The sequence below is a fragment of the Hanstruepera ponticola genome, assembly GCF_002940745.1.
Lineage (GTDB): Bacteria > Bacteroidota > Bacteroidia > Flavobacteriales > Flavobacteriaceae > Hanstruepera > Hanstruepera ponticola.
Window position 1 is genome coordinate 300437 of sequence record NZ_POTB01000001.1, and the last position, 18099, is coordinate 318535.

Here is an 18099-nt window from a genome sequence, read left to right on the forward strand (position 1 = left end):
CAGTTTTGACAACACTTATTACCAACATTAAAGAATTAATACAAGTAAGAGAAACCAATCATACTCTAGTTAGCGGACAAGACATGAAAGTTTTACCAACTATCAAAAATGCCTTTTTGTTAATTGACCATGATACCATTGTTGATTATGGTAAAATGTCAGATTCTGTTGGTTTAAAAGCTGATAATATCATTGATGCAAACAACAAATTGGTATTACCTACTTGGTGTGATTCTCATACCCATATTGTTTATGCAGGTAACCGAGAACAAGAATTTGTTGACAGAATAAACGGCTTAAGTTATGAAGATATTGCCAATCGCGGTGGTGGTATTTTGAATTCAGCTGAAAAACTACAGAATACGAGTGAAGATGATTTGTATGAACAATCTGCAGAACGATTACAAAGCGTTATAAATCTGGGTACTGGAGCTATTGAAATTAAATCTGGTTATGGATTAACCGTAGCAGCTGAACTAAAAATGCTACGTATAATTAAACGCCTAAAGAAAAATTTTCCAATTAAAGTCAAAGGCACTTTATTGGCAGCGCATGCAGTACCTAAAGATTTTAAGAATAATAAAGAAGCTTTTGTTGATTTAGTAATCAATGAATTGATACCTGAAGTTTCTAAATTACAATTAGCTAATTACATCGATGTATTTTGTGAAAAAGGTTATTTTGATTTAAAAGACACTGAACGTATTTTGGAATGTGCCTCTCAATTCGGGCTTGTTCCAAAAATTCATGTCAATCAATTTAATGCTTTTGGTGGTGTGGCCTTGGGAGTAAAATTCGGTGCGTTGTCTGTAGATCATCTTGAGGAACTTAATAATGAAGATATTGAGGCACTTAAAAACAGTAGAACCATACCGGTAGCGCTTCCCTCCTGTTCTTATTTTTTAAGTATTCCATACACACCAGCTAGAAGATTAATTGATGCTGGTTTACCTCTCGCATTAGCGACTGATTACAATCCAGGTTCAACACCGAGTGGTAATATGAATTTTGTAATTAGTACGGCATGTATAAAAATGAAAATGACTCCAGAAGAAGCAATAAATGCCGCCACAATAAATGGCGCCTATGCAATGGGTATCAGCAACATGTATGGAAGCATTACTAAAGGAAAAAAAGCTAATGTAATTATAACGAAGCCTGTACCTAGCTATAACTATTTACCTTATGCGTTTGGTGATAACCATATTGATTCTGTAATAATCAATGGACAGGTTCAATAGTGAAATAATTATTTAAACAGCTTACTATTATTAAAAGTTTTAAACAATAAAAACCCGAAAGTTATACTTTCGGGTTTTTCATTATGATAGTTCTATGGATATACTAAAATAATGTACTTATCTTAACGTGAATTCAGATGTAGATACTAAATCTTTTTCATTGTAAACATTAACAATGTAACGTCCCTTCTCAAAATCACTGTCACCTTTGGCCAATACAAATTCACAGATGTTTAAGTTAGCATTTTCATAATTAAACTTACTAACCAAGCTGTAATTAAGCACTTTATCACCAAACTCTACTTGCTCATTAACTCCCAATGTGTTGTTTTTTGGATCAATAACTTGAACATATAATTCATGATCTCCAGCTTGTACTAAACTGTTCTTTGCAACTGTAAAGCACACACGAATTTTATCAGTTCTACCAGCACGCTCCGTTGGAATTAATTTTCCTGAAGTTCTTTCAATAACGCCAAACCCTTTTAATCCAACAGTTGATAATACAGCAGCATTTTCAACTACTTCAGCCAAAGCTGTGTTTTGAACCAATAAAGAATCTGTAAACATGGTACGCTCTTCTAGTCGAACTTTGGTACTATCCAAAGAAGTAGCAAGTAATTCGTTTTCAACCTTTAATTTGTCATTTTCAGCCAATAATACATCCATTTCTTTTTGAAGTGCTGCATATTTTGACTTATAGCGCCATAGGCTTTTTACATTAGTTTCTGACACTTTTAATGAATCAATTAAACCTTGAATACGTTCTTTAGCTTCAACCAATTTCGCATTAGCTACTTCATTTTCACCAATGGCTAAATCATATTGTTTCGCCATATTACTTAAATCATTCATTACCAATTCCTTTTCTTTGGTAAGTTGCGCTTCTGTTTCATTCTTTTCTTTGTACAGCTGAGATGTATAAAAACCTGTTCCAATAAAAAGAACCAAGGCAATACCTAAAGCGACTTTCAATCCTATGCTACTTTTTTTATTTTCCATATTTACTTGTTTTAAGAATTAAATTAATACTATTTTTTGTTTTTTAATTAATAATGTTTTAATAATTAAAAGTATTTTTATATTCACAAATACTAAATACTTTTTAAATGGATAAACTAGTTTTATTTACTGAATCGCAGCTAAAATTGCTCTTAAATAAACGGACTGGTGAATCCAAGTTTGGTGAACATGTGAAACTATTGTCACCAATTACTGATATATACGAGCAACTTTTAAATTTGGATGTTGCCTATGTTATTTTTGGTATTCCGGAGGATGTTGGCGTGTTTGCAAACCATGGAAAAACAGGAACTTCACATGCATGGGACTCAACAATTAAAGTTTTGTTAAATATCCAAAGTAATGACTTCACAAAGGCTAACAAAGTTCTGGTTTTAGGTCATTTAGATTTTAGCTCGTATTCAGAAAAACTTTCAGACCTATCACAAACTAGCAAAAAGGACATCACTAAAGCTAGAAAATTAGTTTCCAAAATCGATAAACATGTAGCAGATTTGGTTTTTAAAATAGTAAAAGCTGGTAAAACACCTATCATTATTGGTGGCGGACATAACAATGCTTATGGCAATATTAAAGGTACTTCATTAGCCTTAAAAAAATCGATAAACGTTGTAAACTTTGATGCTCATACCGATTTCAGAAAAGAAGAAGGCAGACATAGTGGTAACGGCTTTAGTTATGCATATTCTGAAGGTTTTTTAAGTAAGTATTTTGTTTTTGGCTTACATGAAAATTACACCTCTCAATCTATTTTCAAGACTTTAGATTCTAATGAGGATTTACACTATAATACCTATGAGTCTATTGCCGTAAGAAAATCAACATCCTTTAAGTCAGCACTAAAACAAGCCTTATTACATGTTAATTCAAAACCCTATGGAATAGAAATTGATTGTGATGCAATACAAAACGTACCTAGTAGCGCTATGACGCCAAGCGGATTTCAAACGAACAAAGCTAGACGGTTTTTAAACTATTTTGCGCAACATAAAAATGCAACTTATTTGCACATTTGTGAAGCTTCACCAATCACGGAAAATCCTTATCTAATAGGGAAATTACTTACTTACTTTATCACCGACTTCATTCGTGCTCATGACAGTTGATATAATTCCATTTAATGTAAAATATGCGCAAGATTTTTACAATCTCAATGTTGAATGGTTGGAAACACATTTTTACGTCGAAGATTTTGATAGAGAAGTTTTAAGCAAACCAGAAAAGTATATCATTAGCAAAGGTGGTTATATATTTTTTGCTCAAAAAAATAATAGTATCGTTGGTACAGTAGCACTTATGCCAACTGCGAAGCAGAATGTCTTTGAACTTACTAAAATGGCTGTATTGCCAGAGTTAAGAGGTGAGAAAATAGGTCAACAGATTCTAGCATATTGTATAGATTTTGCAAAGACAAATAATTTTGAAGCCCTGATGCTTTATTCAAACACCAAATTAGAAAATGCCATCTATATCTATAAAAAGTTTGGATTCAAAGAACTTCAATTAGAAGAAAACTCACCATATAAGAGAAGTAATATCAAAATGCTTCTTAATTTTAATGTTAAATCTCAATAAATCATGAAAAATATATTTATTACAATAGCTATTACCTTATTACTATTCAACTGTAAGTCAGATAAAAAGCATGAAATTATAGAACCTGTTGAAGAAATTGTAGCCGATACTATTCTTGTTGAAGAAATAGATGAAAAGCCAATAATTGATACCATAATGAAAATTGAAGAGGTCACTGAAAAACCAAAAAAAGAAAATATAAAAGCAGCATCAAAACCAAAAGAACCCTTCAAAAATTATTTGATTGAATCTGATATAAAAATAACACCTATTAAACATGGTACTCTAGTTATTGATTATAATGGAACAACTATATATGTTGATCCCGTAGGTGGTTTAGATGCTTTTAATCAACACAAAGCACCAAATTTCATTCTTATTACCGATATTCATGGTGATCATTTAAGCGTTGAAACCTTAAATGCCGTTAATACTGGCAATACAATTATTATAGGACCAAAAGCTGTTAAAGAGAAACTGCCTCAATCACTTCAAAAAAACTTCACAACCCTTTTTAGCGGTCTGAGTCGTAGTTTTTCTACTTCAAAAATGGCTTTGGAAGTTGAAGGGATTCCCATGTATAACTTACGTGAAGAAGCCAAACAATATCATCCTAAAGGGCGTGGCTTGGGTTATGTAATAAGTATGAATAATAAAAGAATATATATTTCAGGCGATACAGAGGATATTTTTGAAATGCGCCAGCTTAAAAACATTGATATTGCGTTAGTTTGCATGAATTTACCCTACACTATGACTGTTGAAAGTGCAGCAAGTGCCGTACTTGATTTTAAACCCAAAAAAGTGTTACCATACCATTATAAAGGCACCAACGGATTCAGTAATGTAAGTCGCTTTAAAACACTAGTAAATAAGGGTAATAATCAAATAAAAGTGGTGCAGTTAAATTGGTATGAAGGCTCATAATATTTTCATTTTTAATTGATTAATAAAAAATTTAGTTATATTTGATTAGCTATTAACCCAGTCAAATTACCTACTATGTGCCATAAATTAAATATTCTATACCATAAATCATATTTTTTGATAGAGCAATCAAGCATAGTTAAAATGTTAGCAATTACGGTTGTTTTCTTTTTGGTGCTACTTATTCTTGGTATAAGGAAATCTTACAAACTTAAGAAAGAAAATGATCGGTTAAATGAATTAAGCACTTCGTTTGAAGATGACGAGAACAAGCCTTATACAGATTTTACCGAAGGACATTTATACGACAACAGCAACAAAAACAATAAATAAAAAAAGCCTGCAATAGCAGGCTTTTTCTTTATCGTACTAATTTTTTGTATTTAATCCGTTTTGGCATTAAATCGCCACCAAGTCGTTTCTTTTTATTTTCCTCATAATCACTAAAGCTACCCTCAAAGAAGTACACTTGTGAATCTCCTTCAAATGCCAATATATGTGTACATATTCTATCTAAAAACCATCTGTCGTGACTAATAACCACAGCACAACCTGCAAAATTCTCGAGCCCTTCTTCTAGAGCTCTTAATGTATTGACATCAAGATCATTAGTTGGCTCATCTAAAAGTAATACATTACCTTCTTCTTTTAAGGTCATGGCTAAATGCAAACGGTTTCGTTCACCACCAGAAAGCAAGTTTACCTTTTTGTTTTGTTCACTTCCAGAAAAATTAAATCGGCTCAAATACGCACGAGAATTCACTTGTCTTCCACCCATCATAATGAGCTCTTGTTCATCACTGAAGTTTTGCCAAATTGTTTTGTTTGAATCAATATTGGAATGCTTTTGGTCTACGTATGCAATCTTTGCAGTATCACCAACAATAAATTCGCCTTTATCTGGCTGCTCCTCTCCCATTATCATTCTGAAAATAGTGGTTTTTCCAGCACCATTTGGACCAATTACACCAACGATTCCAGCTTGAGGTAAGTTAAAATTTAAATCTTCATATAACAATTTATCACCATAAGCTTTACTCACGCCTTTTGCTTCTATAACATTGGTGCCTAATCGAGGGCCATTTGGAATATATATTTCAAGTTTTTCATCAAGTTGTTTTTGGTCTTGACTCATTAACTTATCATAATTCTTTAAACGCGCCTTTTGTTTGGTTTGACGACCTTTAGCACCTTGCCTAACCCACTCTAACTCACGTTCAAGGGTTTTTTGACGTTTAGAGGCTGTTTTACTTTCTTGTGCCAGACGTTTAGATTTTTGGTCTAACCACGAGGAATAATTTCCCTTCCAAGGTATACCTTCTCCTCTATCAAGCTCTAAAATCCATCCTGCAACATTATCTAAAAAGTATCTATCATGCGTTACTGCAATCACAGTCCCTTTATATTGTGCCAAATGGTGTTCCAACCAATGAACCGATTCAGCATCTAGGTGGTTTGTTGGTTCATCCAATAACAATACATCTGGTTCTTGTAATAATAAACGACATAATGCGACACGTCTTCGTTCTCCACCAGATAAGACACCAATTTTCTTATCACCCTCTGGGGTTCTTAAAGCGTCCATGGCAATTTCAAGTTTGGTGTCTAATTCCCAAGCATTTGCTGCATCTATTTGATCTTGAAGCTCGGCTTGACGATTCATAAGCTTTTCCATTTTGTCTGGATTGCTATATACTTCTTCTAGTCCAAACTGATCATTTATTTTATTGTACTCATCAAGTATAGCAACTGTTTCTGCGGCGCCTTCTCGTACAACTTCCATAACCGTTTTTTCATCATCCAATTGTGGTTCTTGCTCTAAATAACCAACCGTATAGCCAGGAGAGAAAACAACATCTCCTTGGTAGTTTTTATCTACACCTGCTATGATTTTAAGTAAAGTCGATTTACCCGAACCGTTTAGTCCTAAAATCCCAATTTTGGCTCCATAAAAGAAGCTTAAATAAATGTTTTTAAGTACTGGAGTGTTGGCGCTTTGAAATGTCTTGGTTACTCCAGACATTGAAAATATTATTTTTTTATCGTCACTCATTATACTCTACCTTTTAATGCATTAAACACCCAAGCGATACAGAAAAACCCAAAACCAACTGCTGCAAAACCCCAGCCAGCCACGTCATCATATCGAAATGCTCCTAATCCAATTAAACCTAATCCTACAAAAATCATTATCCATGTAGCCCATGCTAGCACAGTATTTTTATTCATCGCCATAATCTAATTTGTTTTATTTTTTTGATAGTTAGTCGAATTACAAATATCGCATATTTATATAAAAAAAGCATCCTGTTTAGGATGCTTTTTCGCTATTAATCAAATATGAGTTAAGACATTGGAACTTCAATTATTATTAACTCGGAATCTTGATGCGCTTGAATTGAAACTTGAGATGTGTCATAAATTCCCATAGCATCTCTACTCGATAATTTATTTTCAGCAATACCAATTTCTCCATCAATAACAAATACAAACAAACCGTTATCAGAAGATTTTAAATCAACGGAAATCTGTTTATCTGAATCTAAATGTGATCTATAGATATAAGCTTTTTGACTAATTGGCAAGGCATTATCTTCTAATTTATCTTTAGGAACCACAATGGTCTGTAATTTATTATGGCGCTCTTCCTTATCAAACTTGCGTTGCTCATAATTTGGTTCAACATTCATTTCTTCTGGGATTATCCATAGCTGAATAAAATTGACCTCATCGGTTTTGCTATCATTAAATTCTGAATGTGTTAAACCTGTTCCAGCACTCATAACTTGGACCTCACCAACTTCAATGGCACGTTTATTCCCCATACTATCTTTGTGCGAAAGCGCACCTTTTAAAGGGATTGAAATAATTTCCATGTTTTGATGCGGATGCGTGCCAAATCCCATTTTAGGCTGAACAACATCATCATTAAATACGCGAAGCATACCAAAATTCATGCGCTCCGGATTTTGATAACCTGCAAAGCTAAAGGTATGATGCGATTTTAACCAACCATGATTAGCAAATCCTCTACTTTCATTTTTATATACTATTGTTTTCATAATTTAAATTTTAACTTGCTGGAAGAAATCCCATTTTGCCCATTTGGTAATCACGCATAGCCTCCAACAATTCAGTTTGTGTATTCATAACATAAGGACCATAAGTAGCAACAGCTTCATTTATGGGCTCGCCTGATAGAAAGAGTAGTAAACTATCTTCTAATGCTTCTATATTAAAACCGTCACCATCTTGATCAAATTGAATAAGTTGGTTTTGATTTAATTCTAAAATATCAGAATAATTAATACTAACTTTTCCCTTTAATAGATATAGCATTCCCGAATGCGTTGAATCAAACTTCAAAGATTCAACTCCTTCTGCTTTCGCTTCAATTGTAAACGCATTAACAGGCGTTTGTGTCGCTATTTTGCCATACATATTTTGTAGCTCACCAGCAATAATTTTGGTTTTAACTTTTTTGTCTTTTGAAATAACCATATTAAACTCATCATGCTTAACATGTTGATAATTAGCTTGTATCATTTTCTTATCTGCTGGTAAATTAAGCCATAGCTGTATGCCTTCAATATAACCGCCTTTTTTAACAAAACTTTTCGTTGGACCTTCAGAATGCACGATGCCTCGACCTGCCGTAGTCCATTGTACATCACCAGCTTTAACAACGCTTTCGTTACCTAATGAATCCCGATGAAGTTGCTCACCTTGAAACAAAAACGTAACAGGCTCAAACCCACGATGTGGATGTGGCCCTAAATCAAACGGATTGTTTTTTTCGCTTATTTCATAAGGTCCATAGTGATGTAATAATATAAATGGATCAACCATTTCTATTGCATTTGTTGGTAATGGTTGACGTAATCTAATTGGTCCCATATTAACAAAATCACTTCGACCTATATGTTTTATTGTATTTAGTTTCATTGTAATTGTCCTTTCTTTTTTGAAACAGTAATTATCTTATTTTATCGAGTAAATCACTTAACTGTTTGGCCTCATCTTCTGTTAAGTTTTCTAGTAAATCGTTTTTTAAATTTTTTGAAATTTCATTAACTAACTCTAATCCATTATTTGTTATTGAAATATACACCACTCGCCTATCTTCAGGACAATGCTCACGATGTATTAAATGTTTAGCACAGAGCTTATCCATTAAACGCGTTGCATTTGGCGAACGTTCTATCATTCGTTCCTTTATAGTTTGAACTTTTAAGGCCTTCTTTGCACCTTTTAAAATTCGCAACACATTGTATTGCTGTGGTGAAATATCATAAGGTTTAAAAAATTGATTCTGAAGACTACTTATCCAGTTAGCTGTATAAATAATATTCAGCGTGGCTTTAACCTTATTATTTGGAAACTTTGAATTAATATCTTTTGAAAAATCACCCATAACTTGTCAATTAAAATAATACATCGTTATAAGCCTCACGCTTTTTAAACACTGTAGCTGCAAAAGGACAGAGCGGTAAAATTTTAACGTCCTTTTCTCGGGCATATTTGACCGCCTCTTCAAGCAGTTTGTAACCGACTCCTTGACCTTTTAATGATTCATCAACTTCCGTATGATCAATGATAATTTTGTCAGGACCTGCCTTTGAATAGGTCATTTCCGCAACATGTTTACCTTCTAAATTGATATAGAAAACACCTTTATTCCCATCAATACTATGTTCAATTTTCATACTATAAAGCGTTTTGAAATTTTTCAACTTTTAACTTCAAATCATTATCCAGCTCTTCATTAGTTATTTTCCCGTCAGAGAAATTACTGCCAAACGATGGGAATGAAAAATGATCTACTATTTCAGCATCATGTCGTGGGAATCTATCTAAAGCAATCTGTAAAACCGATGCGCCTCCTCTTCCTCCTGGTGATGCTGCCATAAGCAACATTGGCTTCCCGAAAAAAGTTTTACCTTCAATTCGTGACATCCAATCAAACATATTTTTAAATACGGTTGCATAAGCACCATTGTGTTCAGCTAGAGATAGTATAATTCCATCTGAATTTTTAATCAGGTTTAAAAACTTGTGCGTATTATCTGGAATACCCGTTTCATTCTCCAAGTCAATACTATAAATTGGTAAGTCAAAATTGTTTAAATCTAAAATTTTTATTTCAGTGTTTTCTACTAAACTAGCTGCATAGGTTACTAACTGTTTATTTATTGAATTTTTACTGTTACTGCCAGCAAAAGCTATAATATTCTTCATTTTATTTGTTTGATTTTTTATTAAATACATACGATACAACAAGTAGTATCAATGCTACCAAAGCTCCTGTTTGCTCACCATCTTCAATCATATAATGTGCGAAAAATGCTAAAATAAATGCAAAGAAAAATCCAGCATAAGCCCACTCTTTAATGGTTTTGAAGTTAGGATTCCAAATTGCAAACAATCCTAAAAGTTTGGCAACAGCATATGGATATATTATATAAGTTGGATACCCAAAATTGGTAAACATATTGGCTACTTCGTCATGATTAAATAAATACATACTAACAGAAAATAACATTAAAGCCGTTAGTAGTCCTGTTGAGATGTAAAAGATAATTTTATTACGTTTCATTATTATTTGTTTTAATTATAGCACAAATCTACAACAAATTATTTTATTTTCCTAGGCAACTATTTCCTTGTATTTTTATTTAACAAAACATTCACTTTTTAAAGACCTTACTCTTTCGTAAATTCGTAGCAAATAAAAATCTATGGACTTAAACTTCAATAAAAACGAAGATCATAATAAACTATTAGTTTCAGAACTTAAAAAGCGATTTGCGAAGGTTAAACTTGGTGGTGGTGAAAAAAGTATTGAAAAGCACAATGCCAAAGGTAAAATGACTGCTAGAGAGCGTATTGATTATTTATTAGATTCGAAAAAAGAATCTATTGAAATAGGTGCTTTTGCAGGTGAAGACATGTATGAAGAACATGGTGGTTGTCCATCTGGAGGCGTTGTCGTTAAAATAGGTTATGTAAAAGGTAAACAATGTATGGTAGTAGCCAATGATGCTACTGTCAAAGCTGGTGCTTGGTTTCCAATAACTGGCAAAAAGAATTTGCGTGCTCAAGAAATTGCAATAGAAAACAGATTACCAATAATATATTTAGTTGATTCCGCTGGCGTTTATTTACCAATGCAAGATGAAATATTCCCAGATAAAGAACATTTTGGTCGTATTTTTAGAAATAATGCCATTATGAGTAGTATGGGAATTACGCAAATTGCCGCTGTTATGGGTAGTTGTGTGGCAGGTGGTGCTTATTTACCAATAATGAGCGATGAAGCGTTAATTGTAGATAAAACTGGTAGTATATTTTTAGCTGGAAGTTATTTGGTGAAAGCGGCCATAGGCGAAACTATTGATAATGAAACATTAGGTGGTGCTTCTACGCATTGTGAAATTTCTGGTGTAACAGATTATAAGGCTAAGGATGACAAAGATGCACTAGATACCATTAAAAATCTTATTGACAAAATAGGTGATTATGATAAAGCAGGATTTAATCGAGTTGCCTCAAAAAAGCCAAAAGAAAAACAAGAAGATATTTATGGTATAATTCCTAAATCTAGAGCTGATCAATACGATATGTTTGAAATCATAAAAAGATTAGTTGATAATAGTGAATATGATGAATACAAAGCAGGCTACGGCAAAACAATCATTACGTGCTATGCCAGAATTGATGGTTGGGCAGTTGGCATTGTGGCGAATCAACGTCATATCGTAAAAACCAAAGGTGCTAAAACCAAACCAGCAGAAATGCAATTTGGAGGTGTTATTTACAATGATAGTGCCGATAAAGCCACACGATTTATAGCTAATTGTAATCAGAAAAAAATTCCTTTAGTTTTTTTACAAGATGTAACCGGGTTTATGGTTGGAAGTAAAAGCGAACATGGAGGGATTATAAAAGATGGAGCTAAAATGGTAAATGCCGTTAGTAATTCAGTTGTACCTAAATTTACCGTTGTAATTGGTAATAGTTATGGTGCTGGAAATTATGCTATGTGTGGTAAAGCCTACGACCCTAGATTGATTTTTGCATGGCCAAGTGCTGAACTAGCTGTTATGAGTGGTAATTCAGCAGCGAAAGTTTTATTGCAAATTGAAACCGCTTCTTTAAAAAAGAAAGGTGAAACGATTACGAAAGAAAAAGAAGAAGAATTATTCAATAAAATTAAAGATCGATATGATAAGCAAGTTTCTCCATATTATGCTGCCGCCAGACTATGGACAGATGCCATTATAGATCCGTTAGATACCAGAACATGGATAAGTATGGGTATAGAAGCTGCTAACCACGCTCCTATTGAGAAGGCTTTTAATATGGGTGTTTTGCAGGTGTAACAAATGAAGAATATCTTATTTTATTTTTTTATTATTTTAACTTTTTCTGTCAAAGCACAAGACAGTTATTTCGAAATTGTTAAACCTCGAATAGAAGTCATTCAGAAAGAAAAAAATGTATTGAATACAGACAACTATATTGCCCTAACGAATGACACACTTTATATTCCTATAAAGTCAGAACCCAATTTAGATTTCGTAAAATCTTCTTATGACCGTAGAAAATTAGTTTATAATTATGAAGCACAGGTATTTAGACTAACAACGGAAAAATCAAAAACCACATATAGATTAAAACAATGGAGTGTACCTATAATCGTATATTTTGATAAAAAAATTTCAAAAGAAGTAAAGAACGATTTTATCATATTTTTTTCTCAAATAAATGATATTCGTAATTTAAACTTTTCTTTTACATCAAAAATTAATGAGGCTAACTACTACATAAAATCCACAAACGAAACAATTAACAGTTATGGAGATGATAATGAATTTGAAACAAAAGAAGAACTTTTAAATTCAACTCACTTTGCTGGCACCTATCTAATAATTACAGATGAGACAGATAAATTCATTGGTGGTGTAATGAAGCTCAATTTAGATGATATGCCAAACCAAGAAAAGCTTTTACGACAGATTAAGCAACTATTTTTCATGAGTTTAGGCAATTTCTATTTATCTTCCCATTATCCAGAAGATAGTATTTTAAGTAAAAATTATAATAATAGTAATGACTTAAGCAAAAATGATTTAGATATTTTGAAAATGCATTATTCTATTATTTATGATCAAAAAATAAATGGTACTATTTTTAATAGACTTCAAAAACTTCAAAAAAGACAATAATGAATAGATTTTTAACTATTATCTCAATTGTATTTATCTGTAATAATGTTACTGCTCAACATAAAAAACAAGATACTTTAAAACGGGTTTATATGTCCCTTGATAGTTACAAAAATCAATATAAAAAACCGCTAACAAAAAATGACTCAATAAATTTTATGATAAGAGGAAATGACACTTTGGTTTTAGTTGAAAATTACGTTAGACCAAAAGGTATTAGTGTTCCTTATGAATACAAAGACTCAACATTTTTAAAATACTATCAGAAAATTGCATTTAGAACAAAAGGAATTGATTCAATAGATAAAAAACAAAAAATGCGTTATTGGAAAGATGATATTAAAATTTATTTTTCTGAAAGTGTATCGAAAAAAACACGAAAAAACTTAATGTCCTTTGCTACTAAAATTGCAAATGAAGTTGATTCTTTAAATATTTCAGAAGTAAAACAAATTGAATCCTCCAATTGTATTATTTATTATTTTGGTGATTATGAATATGAGCCTAGATTAAGGAATAATAAAAAATCTGATTACTATATTTCTTGGAATGGTAATAATCAAATTTATAGATCTAGCATTAAAATTGATACTGAACTCTATTTCAATGAAAAATTAATTGGACAGAAACTTAAAGAACTTTTTATAGGAACTTTAGGTCATTTTTCTAGAATAAACAATTTTGGTTGCGAAAGTTATTTTGCTGATTGTTATTCTGAAAACAAACAACTTACACCTGTAGATATTGAATTATTACAATACCATTACTCATATGGAATATGTAAAGGAACTACACTAGAAAAATTTGAAAAACAACATCAACAAGCAAAAGAATTATTAAAAACTCATAATCGTAAAATGAGTTTTTATCATCCTTTTTAACAAGAGCGACTATTATGTCGCTCTTGTTATAATTATAAATTATTATAAGATTCAACAAGCCTTATAAACTCTGCCCTATAACCATTTTCATCTTTCCCTCTGCCTTTTTCAGCCAATTGAATCACATTATCGATATATGTGTTATTGGTGAATTGTGATTTGCGAATTTGCATTCCAAATAAAGCAACTGCTGAAATAAATTCCATATCTGCTGAAGCATCTTGAACCTTATCTTTATGAATATGTATCATTTCAATACTGTTGTTCTCATCAGGCTTTTTATACCTAAATCTTACAGTAAATAATTCATTACTATAATTATTTGTTAGGTCGGTTTTAGAGTATTTAAGCTCTGGAACAGGTTTAAAAAAATCACTTTTAGAATCTACCAAAATAATCTCATAAAGTGCTGTAACAGAATGACCACTACCTAATTCACCCGCATCTTTGGTATCATCAACAAAATCTTCATCTGCCAACATTCGATTTTCATAACCAATTAAACGATAAGCCTTAACCTTTGATGGGTTAAACTCTACTTGAATTTTCACATCTTTTGCAATGGTAAATAATGTCCCACCAAATTCTTTACCGAAAACTTTTTGCGCTTCTTGCATGGTATCAATGTAGGCATGATTACCATTTCCTTTATCAGCAAGTGTTTCTAATTTTGAATCCTTATAATTACCATACCCGAATCCTAAAACAGATAAAAACACACCAGATCGTCGTTTTTGTTCAATTAAATCTTTCATAGCTAAATCACTTGACGCGCCAACATTAAAATCACCATCTGTAGCTAAAATAACGCGATTATTCCCTTTTCTATTAAAATGCTTTTCGGCCAGGGTATATGCTAATTCAATACCTTGACCACCAGCTGTAGATCCTCCTGATTGTAATTGATTAAGGGCTGCTATAATTTGTTCTTTTTTGTCGCCCGATGTAGGTTTTAAGACAACTCCTGCTGCTCCTGCATAAACGACTATAGATACTTTATCTTGTTTCCGTAATTGATTTACTAATAACTTAAAAGCCGATTTTAATAATGGTAACTTATTTTGAGATGACATAGAGCCTGATACGTCTATTAAGAAGACTAAATTTGAAGGAGGTAATTCTTCATGTAGATAAGTTTTTCCTTGTAAGCCAATTTTAACTAATTGCGTTTCTTTATTCCATGGTGTTTCAACTTGCTCCGTATTAATTGAAAAAGGATGTTCGTCATTAGGTTGCGGATAATTATAATTAAAATAATTTATCATTTCTTCAATTTTAACAGCATCAATAGGAATTTGTTGACCATTATTTATCATACGTCTTATATTACTGTAAGAGGCTTTATCTACATCAATAGAGAATGTTGACAAAGGAGCTGTTTTTACGCCTTTAAAGTCATTTTCGGTAATATGAGCATAAGACTCATCACTCTCTAATCTATAATTACCAGATTTAGTAGTTATAACAACACATCCATTTTTTGCAGCTTTGCCAAAAACCTCTTTTGCCTTGACTGGCTTAATTACTTTTGCAAAATCAATTTGATTTGCATTCATATTTTGTATAACAGAATTATATTCATAAGGTATCGGTACACCGTCAACAATATAAAGAACTGGTCGCTTACCATTTATACCTTTAATAGTTTGACCATTATATAATCCTTTATTAACAACTGCTTTATCATTTAACTGTCGTGATATAGAATTATGATATGCTTGTTGTTTCTGCTTTTTTATTTGAGCTTCAGAAGGTAACCTTCTTGTTCTTGCTAAACCAAATGCAGTAATAACAACTTCTTCTAAACATTCTGAATCAATAGTCATTGCAAAACTTATATTACTTGCCGTACCAACTAATTTTTCTGCTGTTACATACCCCAAATATGAATAGGTCAAAATATCTCCAAGATTAGCTTTGATTTCATAATTGCCATCAAAATCAGTTTGTGTGCCAATAGAAGTTCTTTTTACCATAATATTTACACCGGGTAATGGTAATCCGTTTTCATCTGCTATCGTTCCTGAAATAGTTTTTTCTTGTGAATGTACTTGCACACTAAACATCATTACAAATAAGGCCAGAGTTACTTTTTTCATGATTACGAGTTTTTAAATTCTCTGTAAACCTATAGTGAACACACCATATAAAAAATACGGAATGAGTAAAACAGTAATTTGAATGAGTATACAACCTTAAAGTAACAATTTTAATGTTTCTGATCGTGAAACCTTTCCAGAAGATAATTCTGTAAAGCTTTTAACAAAGCATATTTTTTTAGGGATTTCATAATTGTCTAAACAACTGAAGATTGATCTATCAAACATATAATTGTCACTTTCAAGAATCAGAACCAACTTTTGTCCTAACTCATCATCAGGTACTGATGTCACAAAAAAACGTTCAAAAATAAAATCTTGAAGTTTAGATTCTATAACTTCTGGATGGAGTTTAACACCACCAGAATTGATTACGTTATCATACCTACCTAACCACTCAAAAGTATTTTCTTCATGTACTTTAACAACATCATTAGTAATAACCACTTCATCAGATAAATAAGGTGCTTTTATAACCAGACAACTTCTATCATCTGTTGAAATGCTAATATTAGGCAATACATGAAATAAGGGTTTATTAATTTGGGAGTCAAAATTGTTTAATTTTTTAATGGCAATATGACTTACTGTTTCAGTCATACCATAGGTTTCATAAACATCTGCTTTTAGGGTTTGTATTGCTTTTAACAAAGAACTATTTACAGGAGCTCCACCTACTATAATAGTTTTAATGTTTTTAACCCTATCCAAACTATTATACAATTGCATCGGTGTTAGAGCAATAAAATCATATTGTTTGGCTAAATTAATATCAATTGATTTTTTGGGTTTAACAGCATCCAACTCAAGTCCAAGTATCATGGCTCTTACAAGCATCATTTTCCCAGAAATAGCCTGTGCAGGTAAACATAATAAGGCACTATTTTTTGGTTCTAAATCAAAAAAGTCACCAGTAGCAATGACAGAGTTAACCATTGACTGCTTTTTAATTTTTAAGATTTTTGGCTTACCTGTTGAACCTGAAGTTTTACTAAATATGTAGTCCTTATTATCTAACCAATCTGATAAGAAGTCACCTATTTCTTTTTCAAAAGGCTCTCCTTCCTTTATATAACTATAAGCAAGTTCCTTGAGTGCATCTCTATCAAAAGAAATATCGTTGAACTTAAACCTTACATGTATTTTGTCATAAGTTGGTACCACCTTACTCGATTGTTTTATAATCTTCTTCAATAACTGGTTCTTGAACTCTACCAAATAATTTATCTTTCCAATTAGTCCAATTGTATTTTTTAGAGAAAATAAATAGCATTATAGGAAAGACTACAAAAACTGGCATAAATACATCAAAAAAATCGGCTGTTTCAGGCTCTGAAATATCCTTAAAAATTGAATGAGTTTGCAAGGCTGTCCAATCGGCAGTAACCAACAATGCAGTAAATAAGTTATTAGCAGCATGAAAGCCAAGTGCCAATTCCATACCTTCATCCATAAGTGTAATAATTCCTAAAAATAAACCCGTACCTATATAATAAACCATAAGCACATAGCCTAGCTTTTCTATTTCAGGATTAGCTATGTGTAGCAACCCAAACACTAGAGAAGTTGAAATAAGAGGTATCCATTTATATTTAGTTATTACTCCTATTCCCTGCATCAAGTACCCTCTAAAGAGGTATTCCTCAAAACTGGTTTGAAATGGTATTAGTATGATTGCAATAATGCACAGTATTATAAACGGAACTAATTTAAAGTTATATACATAATCATCAGGAGACATATAATAATCTAAAAAAATAAATCCCGAAGAAATAATGCCCCAGGCAATAAATGCAAACCAAATGCGACTCCAATCAATTTTTGGTCTTGAAGTTGTTACAGAAGTTATACTTTGCTTATGTAAATATTTTACTGCCAAAAACAAACCAATTAAGCCTACAGCAAATGATAACAACATTAAGAATAGGTTTAAATTAGGCTCCAAAATAGACATCATAGCCATTTCATCCATACCTATAATACTTTCACCATTACTAACGGCTTTAGCTAAAACAGCAATAGTGAATGGAATTTGACCAATTATTACTGCAAAAATAATAACTAGTAACCCAACTGCGTAACGCCACCATTCATGTAATACTTTATAAGCTTGTGATATATACAT

Annotated in this window: 20 protein-coding genes; 8 read left to right on the plus strand and 12 right to left on the minus strand. The window is 32.1% G+C overall.

Annotated features, from left to right (window positions below):
- The first annotated feature begins 5 nt into the window (after window positions 1-5).
- A complete protein-coding gene (gene hutI, locus C1S72_RS01400; protein ID WP_104733894.1) occupies window positions 6-1241 on the plus strand; it encodes an imidazolonepropionase in 1236 nt (411 codons plus the stop codon).
- Between the two features lie 117 nt (window positions 1242-1358).
- Here the strand turns inward: hutI and C1S72_RS01405 are convergent, their stop codons facing one another.
- Window positions 1359-2243: a chromosome partitioning protein ParA gene (locus C1S72_RS01405; RefSeq protein ID WP_104733895.1), complete on the minus strand. Its 885-nt coding sequence runs from the start codon at window positions 2241-2243 to the stop codon at window positions 1359-1361.
- Window positions 2244-2350: 107 nt separating this feature from the next.
- Here C1S72_RS01405 and C1S72_RS01410 point away from each other — a divergent pair, with 107 nt between their 5' ends.
- From C1S72_RS01410 to C1S72_RS01425, 4 genes are all read left to right on the plus strand, one after another.
- On the plus strand, window positions 2351-3370 hold the full coding sequence (locus C1S72_RS01410) for a formimidoylglutamase (protein WP_104733896.1): 1020 nt from the start codon (window positions 2351-2353) through the stop codon (window positions 3368-3370).
- Entirely contained in the window at window positions 3360-3839 is a 480-nt protein-coding gene (locus C1S72_RS01415; protein WP_104733897.1) for a GNAT family N-acetyltransferase, read from the plus strand. Before C1S72_RS01410 ends, C1S72_RS01415 begins: the two co-directional genes overlap by 11 nt.
- Window positions 3840-3842: 3 nt before the next feature.
- Window positions 3843-4766, plus strand: coding sequence for an MBL fold metallo-hydrolase (locus C1S72_RS01420; protein ID WP_230401555.1), 924 nt, complete (start codon window positions 3843-3845; stop codon window positions 4764-4766).
- A gap of 144 nt (window positions 4767-4910) precedes the next feature.
- The gene (locus C1S72_RS01425; RefSeq protein ID WP_230401556.1) at window positions 4911-5099 is read left to right on the plus strand and encodes a hypothetical protein; all 189 of its coding nucleotides are present in this window, start codon (window positions 4911-4913) and stop codon (window positions 5097-5099) included.
- Window positions 5100-5127: 28 nt separating this feature from the next.
- Here the strand turns inward: C1S72_RS01425 and ettA are convergent, their stop codons facing one another.
- The 8 genes from ettA to C1S72_RS01465 all read right to left on the minus strand — a co-directional run bounded on the left by ettA (window position 5128) and on the right by C1S72_RS01465 (window position 10362).
- Window positions 5128-6819 (minus strand): energy-dependent translational throttle protein EttA, encoded by a 1692-nt coding sequence (gene ettA / locus C1S72_RS01430; RefSeq protein ID WP_104733899.1) that lies wholly within the window; start codon window positions 6817-6819, stop codon window positions 5128-5130.
- Window positions 6819-7001: a CAL67264 family membrane protein gene (locus tag C1S72_RS01435; RefSeq protein ID WP_103052245.1), complete on the minus strand. Its 183-nt coding sequence runs from the start codon at window positions 6999-7001 to the stop codon at window positions 6819-6821. The genes ettA and C1S72_RS01435 overlap by 1 nt, the downstream gene beginning before the upstream one ends.
- A gap of 110 nt (window positions 7002-7111) precedes the next feature.
- The gene (locus C1S72_RS01440; RefSeq protein ID WP_104733900.1) at window positions 7112-7828 is read right to left on the minus strand and encodes a pirin family protein; all 717 of its coding nucleotides are present in this window, start codon (window positions 7826-7828) and stop codon (window positions 7112-7114) included.
- A 10-nt stretch (window positions 7829-7838) separates the two neighbouring features.
- Window positions 7839-8711, minus strand: coding sequence for a pirin family protein (locus C1S72_RS01445; protein ID WP_104733901.1), 873 nt, complete (start codon window positions 8709-8711; stop codon window positions 7839-7841).
- A gap of 31 nt (window positions 8712-8742) precedes the next feature.
- Window positions 8743-9180 (minus strand): MarR family winged helix-turn-helix transcriptional regulator, encoded by a 438-nt coding sequence (locus tag C1S72_RS01450; protein ID WP_104733902.1) that lies wholly within the window; start codon window positions 9178-9180, stop codon window positions 8743-8745.
- A gap of 10 nt (window positions 9181-9190) precedes the next feature.
- Window positions 9191-9472 (minus strand): GNAT family N-acetyltransferase, encoded by a 282-nt coding sequence (locus C1S72_RS01455; RefSeq protein WP_104733903.1) that lies wholly within the window; start codon window positions 9470-9472, stop codon window positions 9191-9193.
- A 1-nt stretch (window position 9473) separates the two neighbouring features.
- On the minus strand, window positions 9474-10004 hold the full coding sequence (locus C1S72_RS01460) for an NADPH-dependent FMN reductase (protein WP_104735746.1): 531 nt from the start codon (window positions 10002-10004) through the stop codon (window positions 9474-9476).
- Between the two features lies 1 nt (window position 10005).
- Entirely contained in the window at window positions 10006-10362 is a 357-nt protein-coding gene (locus C1S72_RS01465) for a DoxX family protein (protein ID WP_104733904.1), read from the minus strand.
- Window positions 10363-10504: 142 nt separating this feature from the next.
- Here C1S72_RS01465 and C1S72_RS01470 point away from each other — a divergent pair, with 142 nt between their 5' ends.
- From C1S72_RS01470 to C1S72_RS01480, 3 genes are read left to right on the plus strand one after another with little or no spacing between them, the layout of a single operon-like run.
- Window positions 10505-12148 carry an acyl-CoA carboxylase subunit beta gene (locus tag C1S72_RS01470; RefSeq protein WP_104733905.1) on the plus strand — a complete coding sequence of 548 codons (1644 nt, stop codon included), beginning with the start codon at window positions 10505-10507 and terminating at the stop codon, window positions 12146-12148.
- Between the two features lie 3 nt (window positions 12149-12151).
- Window positions 12152-12994, plus strand: a complete 843-nt coding sequence (locus tag C1S72_RS01475) for a hypothetical protein (RefSeq protein WP_104733906.1) — start codon at window positions 12152-12154, stop codon at window positions 12992-12994.
- On the plus strand, window positions 12994-13875 hold the full coding sequence (locus C1S72_RS01480; RefSeq protein ID WP_104733907.1) for a hypothetical protein: 882 nt from the start codon (window positions 12994-12996) through the stop codon (window positions 13873-13875). Before C1S72_RS01475 ends, C1S72_RS01480 begins: the two co-directional genes overlap by 1 nt.
- Window positions 13876-13907: 32 nt before the next feature.
- On the opposite strand, the gene C1S72_RS01485 is transcribed toward C1S72_RS01480, so the two are convergent.
- The 3 genes from C1S72_RS01485 to C1S72_RS01495 form a co-directional block, all read right to left on the minus strand.
- Complete coding sequence (locus tag C1S72_RS01485) at window positions 13908-15974, minus strand: vWA domain-containing protein (protein ID WP_104733908.1); 2067 nt, start codon at window positions 15972-15974, stop codon at window positions 13908-13910.
- 96 nt (window positions 15975-16070) lie between these two features.
- On the minus strand, window positions 16071-17168 hold the full coding sequence (locus C1S72_RS01490; protein WP_230401557.1) for an AMP-binding protein: 1098 nt from the start codon (window positions 17166-17168) through the stop codon (window positions 16071-16073).
- On the minus strand, window positions 17140-18099 hold the full coding sequence (locus tag C1S72_RS01495; RefSeq protein WP_104733909.1) for a CPBP family intramembrane glutamic endopeptidase: 960 nt from the start codon (window positions 18097-18099) through the stop codon (window positions 17140-17142). The genes C1S72_RS01490 and C1S72_RS01495 overlap by 29 nt, the downstream gene beginning before the upstream one ends.

Coding starts and splice junctions, on each gene's coding strand:
- C1S72_RS01405 (WP_104733895.1), bottom strand. CDS start 2,243: ATGGAAAATAAAAAAAGTAGCATAGGATTGAAAGTCGCTTTAGGTATT.
- C1S72_RS01410 (WP_104733896.1), top strand. CDS start 2,351: ATGGATAAACTAGTTTTATTTACTGAATCGCAGCTAAAATTGCTCTTA.
- C1S72_RS01415 (WP_104733897.1), top strand. CDS start 3,360: ATGACAGTTGATATAATTCCATTTAATGTAAAATATGCGCAAGATTTT.
- C1S72_RS01420 (WP_230401555.1), top strand. CDS start 3,843: ATGAAAAATATATTTATTACAATAGCTATTACCTTATTACTATTCAAC.
- C1S72_RS01425 (WP_230401556.1), top strand. CDS start 4,911: ATGTTAGCAATTACGGTTGTTTTCTTTTTGGTGCTACTTATTCTTGGT.
- ettA (WP_104733899.1), bottom strand. CDS start 6,819: ATGAGTGACGATAAAAAAATAATATTTTCAATGTCTGGAGTAACCAAG.
- C1S72_RS01435 (WP_103052245.1), bottom strand. CDS start 7,001: ATGGCGATGAATAAAAATACTGTGCTAGCATGGGCTACATGGATAATG.
- C1S72_RS01440 (WP_104733900.1), bottom strand. CDS start 7,828: ATGAAAACAATAGTATATAAAAATGAAAGTAGAGGATTTGCTAATCAT.
- C1S72_RS01445 (WP_104733901.1), bottom strand. CDS start 8,711: ATGAAACTAAATACAATAAAACATATAGGTCGAAGTGATTTTGTTAAT.
- C1S72_RS01450 (WP_104733902.1), bottom strand. CDS start 9,180: ATGGGTGATTTTTCAAAAGATATTAATTCAAAGTTTCCAAATAATAAG.
- C1S72_RS01455 (WP_104733903.1), bottom strand. CDS start 9,472: ATGAAAATTGAACATAGTATTGATGGGAATAAAGGTGTTTTCTATATC.
- C1S72_RS01460 (WP_104735746.1), bottom strand. CDS start 10,004: ATGAAGAATATTATAGCTTTTGCTGGCAGTAACAGTAAAAATTCAATA.
- C1S72_RS01465 (WP_104733904.1), bottom strand. CDS start 10,362: ATGAAACGTAATAAAATTATCTTTTACATCTCAACAGGACTACTAACG.
- C1S72_RS01470 (WP_104733905.1), top strand. CDS start 10,505: ATGGACTTAAACTTCAATAAAAACGAAGATCATAATAAACTATTAGTT.
- C1S72_RS01475 (WP_104733906.1), top strand. CDS start 12,152: ATGAAGAATATCTTATTTTATTTTTTTATTATTTTAACTTTTTCTGTC.
- C1S72_RS01480 (WP_104733907.1), top strand. CDS start 12,994: ATGAATAGATTTTTAACTATTATCTCAATTGTATTTATCTGTAATAAT.
- C1S72_RS01485 (WP_104733908.1), bottom strand. CDS start 15,974: ATGAAAAAAGTAACTCTGGCCTTATTTGTAATGATGTTTAGTGTGCAA.
- C1S72_RS01495 (WP_104733909.1), bottom strand. CDS start 18,099: ATGTATATATCACAAGCTTATAAAGTATTACATGAATGGTGGCGTTAC.